General features: G+C 45.5%; 7 protein-coding genes. All 7 read left to right on the forward strand.

Features of this window, described 5'->3' with window-relative positions; translation table 11 throughout:
- The first annotated feature begins 260 nt into the window (after positions 1-260).
- Positions 261-851 carry a chromophore lyase CpcT/CpeT gene (locus tag AAFP11_RS08690; RefSeq protein ID WP_341736685.1) on the forward strand — a complete coding sequence of 197 codons (591 nt, stop codon included), beginning with the start codon at positions 261-263 and terminating at the stop codon, positions 849-851.
- A 112-nt stretch (positions 852-963) separates the two neighbouring features.
- Positions 964-2,112, forward strand: coding sequence for an NAD-dependent epimerase/dehydratase family protein (locus AAFP11_RS08695; protein ID WP_341736686.1), 1,149 nt, complete (start codon positions 964-966; stop codon positions 2,110-2,112).
- A 296-nt stretch (positions 2,113-2,408) separates the two neighbouring features.
- Positions 2,409-3,542 (forward strand): glycosyltransferase, encoded by a 1,134-nt coding sequence (locus tag AAFP11_RS08700; protein ID WP_341736687.1) that lies wholly within the window; start codon positions 2,409-2,411, stop codon positions 3,540-3,542.
- Between the two features lie 142 nt (positions 3,543-3,684).
- Positions 3,685-3,840 (forward strand): hypothetical protein, encoded by a 156-nt coding sequence (locus AAFP11_RS08705; RefSeq protein WP_341736688.1) that lies wholly within the window; start codon positions 3,685-3,687, stop codon positions 3,838-3,840.
- 370 nt (positions 3,841-4,210) lie between these two features.
- On the forward strand, positions 4,211-6,853 hold the full coding sequence (locus tag AAFP11_RS08710) for a GAF domain-containing protein (RefSeq protein WP_341736689.1): 2,643 nt from the start codon (positions 4,211-4,213) through the stop codon (positions 6,851-6,853).
- Positions 6,854-7,023: 170 nt separating this feature from the next.
- Positions 7,024-8,166, forward strand: a complete 1,143-nt coding sequence (locus tag AAFP11_RS08715; protein ID WP_341736690.1) for a hybrid sensor histidine kinase/response regulator — start codon at positions 7,024-7,026, stop codon at positions 8,164-8,166.
- 134 nt (positions 8,167-8,300) lie between these two features.
- A partial coding sequence (locus AAFP11_RS08720) for a GUN4 domain-containing protein (RefSeq protein ID WP_341736691.1) occupies positions 8,301-8,837 on the forward strand: 537 nt, incomplete at its 3' end.

Below are 8,837 nucleotides of genomic sequence, written 5' to 3' on the forward strand. Positions count from 1 at the left end.
AGAAAAAACATTTTTTAGGCGACTATCAAAAGATTGATCGCCCTTAAAAGATGTAGGCGACTCAAGTCGCAGCCACGTTCCTCCCCATGTCTAAAGCCAGGGGCTTCCCGCTCGTTTTTCGGTGATGCGATCGGGTAGTTTCATGTCAAGCCGTGGCTACTTCATAAATTTATATTACCTTAATAAGTTGGGGATCTCAAGGGCGATCGCGTCTTCATTTCCCCTAAAATAATTTCTACTTCCCTCAATTTCAAATCGCAATGTCTCATTCCACCGATATCCTCACCCTCGGCCGCTGGATGGCCTCCGACTTCAGCAACCAAGCCCAAGCTTTTGAAAATCCGCCCTTCTTTGCCCACATCCGCGTCTGCATGAGACCCCTACCCGTGGAACTTTTGGGAGGCCTCAGTCTCTATCTAGAACAAGCCTATGACATCGAACTCAACACGCCGTACCGAGTCCGAGTGTTAAAATTAGTGCCGAAGGGCGATCGCATCGATATCGAAAATTACGCGATCGACAACGAAGAACAATTCTACGGCGCCTCCCGCGATCTGCAAAAGCTGCAAGAACTCAAAAAAGCCGAATTTAAACTAATGCCGGGGTGCACCTTTATTACCCACTGGACCGGCCACAGCTTCAAAGGGTTTGTTGAACCAGGAAAAGGCTGTATGGTGGTCAGAAAGGGCAAAAACACCTATCTAGACAGCGAATTCGAGATTGATGGAGACAAATTTATTAGTCACGATCGCGGGCGAGACCCAGAAACCGACGCCCACGTCTGGGGAGCCCTCGCCGGTCCCTTTGAATTCACCCGTCGAGCTAGCTTCGCCACTGAAATTCAGGTTTAATACAAAAAAACCGGGGGCGATTTAGCAAAGAACTCCCTTGATAAAAGGTTCAGAATGCACCAATACCTGGTACATTAACCCAGTATTGGTAAGCAAGATTCACCTTTGTTTTATGAAAGTCCTGGTTATTGGTGGCGATGGCTATTGCGGTTGGGCAACCGCACTCTACCTTTCCAACAAAGGTTACGAAGTTGGCATCCTCGACAGCTTTGTGCGGCGGCACTGGGATCTGGAACTGTGCAGCGACACCCTCACTCCCATTGCACCGATTCAGCAACGACTCCAGCGATGGCAAGATTTAACGGGTAAGTCGATCGACTTGTTTGTCGGTGACATCACCAACTATGATTTTCTCAGCAAAAGCATGAGAAAATTTGCACCAGAGGCTGTAGTCCATTTCGGCGAACAGCGTTCGGCACCTTTTTCGATGATCGATCGCGAACACGCAGTCCTCACCCAAGTCAATAATGTAGTTGGGACACTGAACCTGCTTTACGCCATTCACGAAGATTTCCCCGACTGTCACTTAGTGAAATTGGGGACAATGGGCGAATACGGCACGCCGAATATTGACATCGAAGAAGGCTATATTACGATCGAACACAACGGGCGCAAGGATACACTACCCTATCCCAAACAGCCTGGAAGTTTTTATCACTTAAGTAAAGTCCACGATTCGCACAATATCCATTTTGCCTGCAAAACTTGGGGGCTAAGAGCCACCGACTTGAATCAGGGTGTCGTCTACGGCGTACTCACAGATGAAACCGGCATGGACGAACTGTTAATCAACCGTTTGGACTACGACGGAGTATTCGGTACAGCTTTGAACAGATTTTGCATTCAAGCTGCGATCGGTCATCCTTTGACAGTCTATGGTACTGGTGGGCAAACCCGCAGCTTCTTGGACATTCGGGATACTGTGCGATGCGTCGAATTGGCGATCGCCACTCCCGCCCAAGCTGGACAATTGCGCGTCTTCAACCAATTCACTGAACAATTCAGTGTCGGCGACTTGGCTGCATTGGTGCAAAAATCAGGCACGGCAATGGGATTAAAGGTAGAAATCAATCACCTGGAAAATCCGAGGGTCGAGAAAGAAGAACATTATTTCAATGCGAAAAACAGCAATCTGTTAGACCTCGGTTTGCAACCGCATTATTTGTCGGATTCTCTGCTTGATTCTCTGCTGAATTTTGCTACAAAATATCAGCATCGGGTCGATAAAAATCAGATTTTACCCAAGGTTTCTTGGCGGTAAGTTCTGGCAGATAGCTGCGGTGCAATAGTTTTTTTAGGGAACCGCGAAGGCGCGAAGGGCGCGAAGGAAGAGGAAAGAAGGGAAGAGAAGGGTTTACAAGTTATGAATGAATTTCCCTCTATCTTTGGCTCTCTTGCTCTGTGTCCTCTGTGTCCTCTGCGGTTAATTAAAAAATTAGAGAGCGTAATTACTGGTGATGAAGCTGCTAACAGAACTCTATTTAAATCAAGCGAGTAAATGGCTAAAAACAGGTCGTCACATTCTGGCACAATTTTCGGTTTCCTCAACAATTTATTATGAGAATTGCTCTTTTCACTGAAACTTTCTGGCCGAAAATAGACGGCATTGTTACTAGGCTGATTCACACTGTAGACCACTTACAACGCGCGGGCGAACAGGTTCTCATCTTTTCCCCAGATTACGGAATTACAGAATATAAAGGGGCCAGGGTTTATGGTGTTGAGGGTTTGCCTTTGCCGATGTACCCGGAATTGAAAATGGCCTTGCCCAGTCCGGCGATCGGTCGTCAATTAGAGCAGTTTAAACCGGATATTATTCATGTGGTTAATCCTGCTATTTTGGGATTGGGTGGCATATATTATGGCAAAAAGCTCAATATTCCGATTTTGGCTTCTTACCACACTCATTTACCTAAGTATTTGCACCACTACGGTTTTGGAATGCTGGAACCTTTATTGTGGGAATTACTTAAAGGTGCTCACAATCAAGCAGAGCTGAATTTGTGCACTTCTACAGCAATGGTGGAGGAACTCAGAAGTCATGGGATCGATCGCGTAGACTTATGGCAGCGGGGTGTGGATACTGAGATGTTTGTCCCGGAATTGGCTAGTCGAGAAATGCGATCGCGTCTTTCCCAAAATCACCCCGATAGTCCCCTGTTACTTTATGTCGGCCGCCTCGGTGCAGAAAAGGAAATTGAAGCTATCAAACCAGTTCTCGAAGCCATTCCAGGCGCCCGCCTCGCCCTCGTGGGAGATGGCCCCCACCGACAAACCCTAGAACAATATTTTGCCGGCACTCCCACCAATTTTGTCGGCTATCTCAAGGGCCAAGAACTCGCAACAGCTTACGCATCTGCTGATGCCTTCATTTTTCCCTCCCGCACCGAAACCCTGGGCTTGGTGCTCCTAGAAGCAATGGCTGCGGGGACACCCGTAGTGGCTGCACGCAGTGGTGGAATTCCTGATATTGTCACTGACGGCGTTAACGGCTATTTATTTGACCCCACTGATGACATGGGAGCCTCTACTGCTACCCAGCGTTTGTTTGCAAACCCCGCAGAACGGGAACATCTGCGCCAAAGCGCCCGCACAGAAGCCGAACGCTGGGGTTGGGCCGCGGCTTCTGGACAATTGCGGCGCTACTATCAATCGGTGATTTTTGCTGAGTCCATGTCTTCTGTGGCGTGACGGATTGACAACAATTTATTACAGTAGGGATTGGGTGAGGATTTTCTGTCGAGAGTCCAAGTTTTTTTACTGCTCCAATTGCCGTAGCTATTCTCCTCCTTGGTTTAACATTAAACTATGAATAGCTTCCTGAAAATATTGTGTGGGTAACATCAAACGCCTTCGATCGGACTGTATTTGGTCTGGTGCATGGGCTGAAACCGCGACACATCAATACCAGGAATCCAATGCTGTGACTGTCTATCGGGCAAAAAACTGCGAACTTATCTCCCCGTTGGAGGTTTTGAGTCGATCGTGAATTGGCAGATACAGCTAATTGGGTATTATAACTTAAGTGCACCTCGATTTTGACTGGTCATCATCAAGATTGGGGTTCTTAAAAAAACGATGTCTATAATAATTATGTCTCATTTCCCTGATGACAATGTACTTCTGACCAAAGTACATCAACAAATCAGGCAGTTAGAGCCAGCTTGGGTAGTACATAAAGCCACGCTCAAAGCTTATACAAAATACCCAAGTAAATTTACTGAACTACCCAAATTACCAAAATACAAAAATCGGGTTAACCTAGTCATTTAGTGTTAAATTAACTCAAAATTTTAATCACGAGCAAAATCTAGTTTTTGATAAGTGGTCACTCTACCCTCCGAAAAAAGCAGTTAATCATGACATTCTCCAATGCTGGTAGCGTTCTGGCTACACTGACTCAAGTCAATCTGATGGGAGCATTAACCTCCCGTGTTAAGAACCTGCCAGTTCCTGAATTAGTCTGTCTGCTGGACTTTATCACGGCTGAATTTCAGCAATTTATCCGGGCGATGGATCTGATTAACAATGAAGCCCTCGAAAGTCTCTTAGAGCAACTTTTAGATGCCTTCACTGTCAAAATTGGTCTCATCCTTCAAGCAGACAAGACGACAATTTTTTTGGTGGACTCCAGCAAAAATCAACTTTGGCACAAAACCGTCGATGTTACTATCGGCAAACCTGTAGAAGTTCGTTTACCGATGGATGCAGGTATTTTGGGCTATGTAGCAACTACTGGAAAATCGATCAATGTCGTAGAAGCCAGAGAACACGAGCTGTTCAATTCGGAAGTAGATGAACCTTGCGATTATCAAATCAAGAGCATCCTCTGTATGCCAATTTTTAGTAGCAAGAGCGAAACTGAACCTGTAGCTGTAGTCAGACTTTTGAATAAAGCAGGGGATGTACCTTTTGACGAAGAGGACGAACAACAGTTTCGGGTGTTTGCAGATTCGATCGGGATTATTCTCGAAAGCTGTCAGTCTTTCTATGTCGTCGCTCGCAATCAGCGAGGGGTGGCGGCACTCTTGAGAGCTACGACAACTTTGGGTCAAAGTCTTGACTTGGAAACAACTTTGCGCTCGGTCATGGATCAAGCTCGTGACTTGATGCAGGCAGACCGCAGTACGCTATTTTTATTAAATCGGGAAACTAACGAACTTTGGACAAAACTCGCCAAGGCTGATGGCAAAACTATGATTAAAATCCGCATTCCCGCTAATAGGGGAATTGCGGGCTATGTGGCTTCTACAGGTCAAACTCTCAATATTACAGATGCTTACGACGATCCCCGTTTTGACCCCACTACAGATCAGCAAACAGGATATCGCACTCGCACTGTCTTGTGTATGCCAGTTTATAACGCTAAAGGTGAGTTGATCGGCGTAACTCAGCTAATTAATAAAAACCAAGGAACTTTTACTAATTCCGATGAAGAATTTCTGCGGGCTTTCAATTCCCAGGCGGGCATGGCACTGCAAAATTCTCAATTGTTTGAAAATATGATGGTCGAAAAACAGTATCAGAAAGATATGTTACAAAGTCTTTCTGATGCGGTTATTTCCACTGATTTTCAGGGGCGTATTGTCACTATCAATGAGGCTGCTCTCGAACTTTTGGGCTGTCCGGTAAATCAAGATAAAACTAAAGATAATCCCCAGCTTTGGGAACACAAACTGATAAATCGCTATGTTTGGGAAGTTTTGCCGATCGAAAATTTGCAATTTCGACTACAAGACAGCCTGAATCATGCTGCTAGACATTACGTTCCCGAACAAAGTTTAACCCTCGGACTTTTGATAGAAAAATCTCTAAATTCCCCCGATACAGAAAATTATATTTTGGCAGTCCCCGCTCCCAATAACCCTAGTTTATATTATGCTTGGGGCGAAAACGCTGCTTGGGCTGAAGAATTAGCAGTGCTACAATTGGCCAATTCCCAATCTCTATTCGCCCTTGATAATTCTGCTACCTATTACCCTTACTGTCCGCTCCCCATTTCCGGCTCTCACATTAAGGTAATTGAACGCAGTTTGAATTTGACTGTTAACCCCCTGACTAATCCCGAAGGAGGCGTGCGGGGGGGTTTGGTGGTACTCGAAGATATCAGCCGCGAAAAGCGGATGAAAACTACTATGTCTCGCTACATGACTCCCGGAGTCGTGGAACAAGTGATGGCCTTGGGTGACGACGCCCTGATGGTGGGGGAACGCAAGGATGTCACTATTTTATTTTCAGATATTCGCGGCTACACCACGCTGACGGAAAATTTGGGAGCATCGGAAGTTGTTGCTCTGCTCAATCAGTATTTTGAGACGATGGTGGAGGCTGTTTTCCACTGCGAAGGTACTTTAGACAAGTTTATCGGTGATGCTTTAATGGCTGTGTTCGGCGCGCCCTTACCGCTCAATCCCCCGGAAATTCATGGCTGGATGGCGGTTAAATCAGCTTTGGACATGAGAAAGCGGCTCAAAGAGTTTAATGATTCTCGCCCCGGTGAAATTCCATTTCGTTTTGGTATTGGGATTAGTTCGGGAGAGGTGGTTTCAGGAAATATTGGTTCTCAAAAACGCATGGACTATACGGTAATTGGGGATGCGGTGAATTTGAGTTCTCGCCTGGAACAACTTACCAAGGAGTATGGGTGCGATATAATTTTGAGTGAATTTACCCTGAGTTTGTGTAGCGATCGCATTTGGGTGCGAGAGTTAGATAAGGTGCGAGTTAAGGGCAAAAATCAGCCAGTTGGTATTTACGAATTGCTACAAAGTAGTTCAGAACCTATAGACGGGGAAACTCAAAGGTTCTTGGAACTTTACAAAAATGGTCGTGAGGCTTATATTGCTAGAAATTTTCAACAAGCTATTAGTTTTTTTGAGGCTGCCTTGGCAATCAGACAAAAAGATAAACCTGTTGAAGTTCACATCGAACGCTCTCTAAATTACTTGAAAGTCTCTCCACCCGATGATTGGGACGGCGTGCATACTATGGCAACAAAGTAGTGAATCATATCGCATCACTGTGCAAAATTGTATAAAAATTGTGAAGTTAATAGCTAAATATTGTGAATATATTTATATATTCCCTAGGAGAGAGTTCAAAAGTTACAAACTGTGAAAAAATGGTGTCGAAGACTAAAAAAAATAGTATAAAATAGCAGGTCAAGAATTCAATGAAATATTTATCTGTTCCGAATGCTACCAAGGTCGATCGCATTCTTGTTGTAGACGATGCTCCAGATAATGTTTTATTGGTAGAGACAATTCTGGAAGAAGAAGGTTACGAAATTAGTAGTGCAGATAATGGTTTTTCGGCCTTGCTGCAAATTGAAAAATCTCCCCCAGATTTATTGTTGCTAGATGTGATGATGCCGGGAATGGATGGTTACGAAGTGACTAAAAGAATTAGGCAAAAAACAGAATTGCCGTTTATTCCGATTTTGCTGATCACCGCTCACGACAGTGCTAGCGTAGTGCAAGGGTTGGACATGGGAGCAGATGATTTCATCCGCAAACCGGTGGAAATGGACGAGCTACTGGCCAGGGTGCGATCGCTCCTGCGACTAAAACACAGCGTAGACGAGCGCAATTCGATCGCGCTTCAACGAGAAGATTTTGTCTCCCGACTCGCTCACGACTTGCGGACACCACTGGTAGCAGCCGATCGAATGTTAACCTTAATGCAGCAAGGTGCTCTGGGAGAAATCTCCCTCCCCATGCACGAGGCTTTCGGCACAATGGTTCGCAGCAACAAAAACCTGATTAATATGGTAAATATGCTGCTGGAAGTATATCGCTACGAAGCAGGTGGCAAATCCCTAAGTTTTGCACCCGTTGACTTGCGACAACTGATCGCTGAGGTAGCCCAAGAGCTCGCACCCTTAGCCGATGCTAAAGGTTTGTCAGTGAATTTAGACTTGACAGAAAGTGCAGAAAGTGCTCCCATTGCTAAGTATCCCGGCGATCGCCTGGAGTTGTACCGTTTGCTAACAAATTTAATCGGAAATGCGATTAAATTCACTGACAGCGGTTCCATAGACATTCGCTTAAAAGCGGCAAATTCTCCCGATTTTACGAGCTTCAAAAACCAACCACTAGCTTGGGTTGTCATTGAAATTCAAGATACTGGTGCGGGGATTTCCCCAGCGGAACAAGCCAAGTTATTTCAAAGGTTTGGGCCGGGAACTCACAAAAGATCTGGTACCGGTTTGGGACTCCATTTGTGTCGCCAAATAGTGGAAGCTCACCGCGGTACCATTGAGGCAAAATCGGAGCTAGGAAACGGTAGTTTGTTTACTATTCGTTTGCCTTGTTAGGTCGATCGAGAGAGGGCAACCACGGGGGGATTGCCCTACAATATTACTTTGGCGTAAGGAAACGGCATTGCCGTCTCCGACCTTGCTCGCGAGCGTTCCTTCTTCCTTCTTCCTTCTTCCTTCTTCCTTCTCCTATGTCTAAATGTCCAGTATGCGATACAGAATATGTCGAAGAAACAGCAGTATTTTGCTCAACTTGTGGCTGGGATTTGACACCTTATCCATTGCGTTATAAGCCTACGAAAATATATTTAAAAAAAGAAGCAATTAGATTAGAGTGGGCAAAAAAAATGTGGGAATTTGCCTGCACTCAACAAAGTTGGGAGACAAGGTTTGATGCGTTGCAAGGGGAATTGCAGCAAAATGCGATCGCCCGATCGCACACCCAATCTCAGCTAGACTGGGTTTTGTACCGCCTGGAACAATTGAACCCAGAAGCTATTTCCAGCACTCTCCTGCGGCTGGAAGAGAAAATAGGCCAAATGCCTGAGCAAACTCCACGGCTGTCGGAAGTCGGGATGGACTACCGCCCATTGACAAAGTTGTTAAAAACTGGAAAATGGCAGAAAGCTGACGAGCATACTTGGGAAATTTTGCTGTCTATAAGTTTGAGGGAAGAGGAAGGTTGGCTCAGTGCTGCGGATATTGACAATTTTCCTTGTACAGACCTT

It is taken from the genome of Microcoleus sp. CAWBG640 (genome assembly GCF_020883015.1).
GTDB classification, from domain to species: domain Bacteria; phylum Cyanobacteriota; class Cyanobacteriia; order Cyanobacteriales; family Microcoleaceae; genus Microcoleus; species Microcoleus anatoxicus.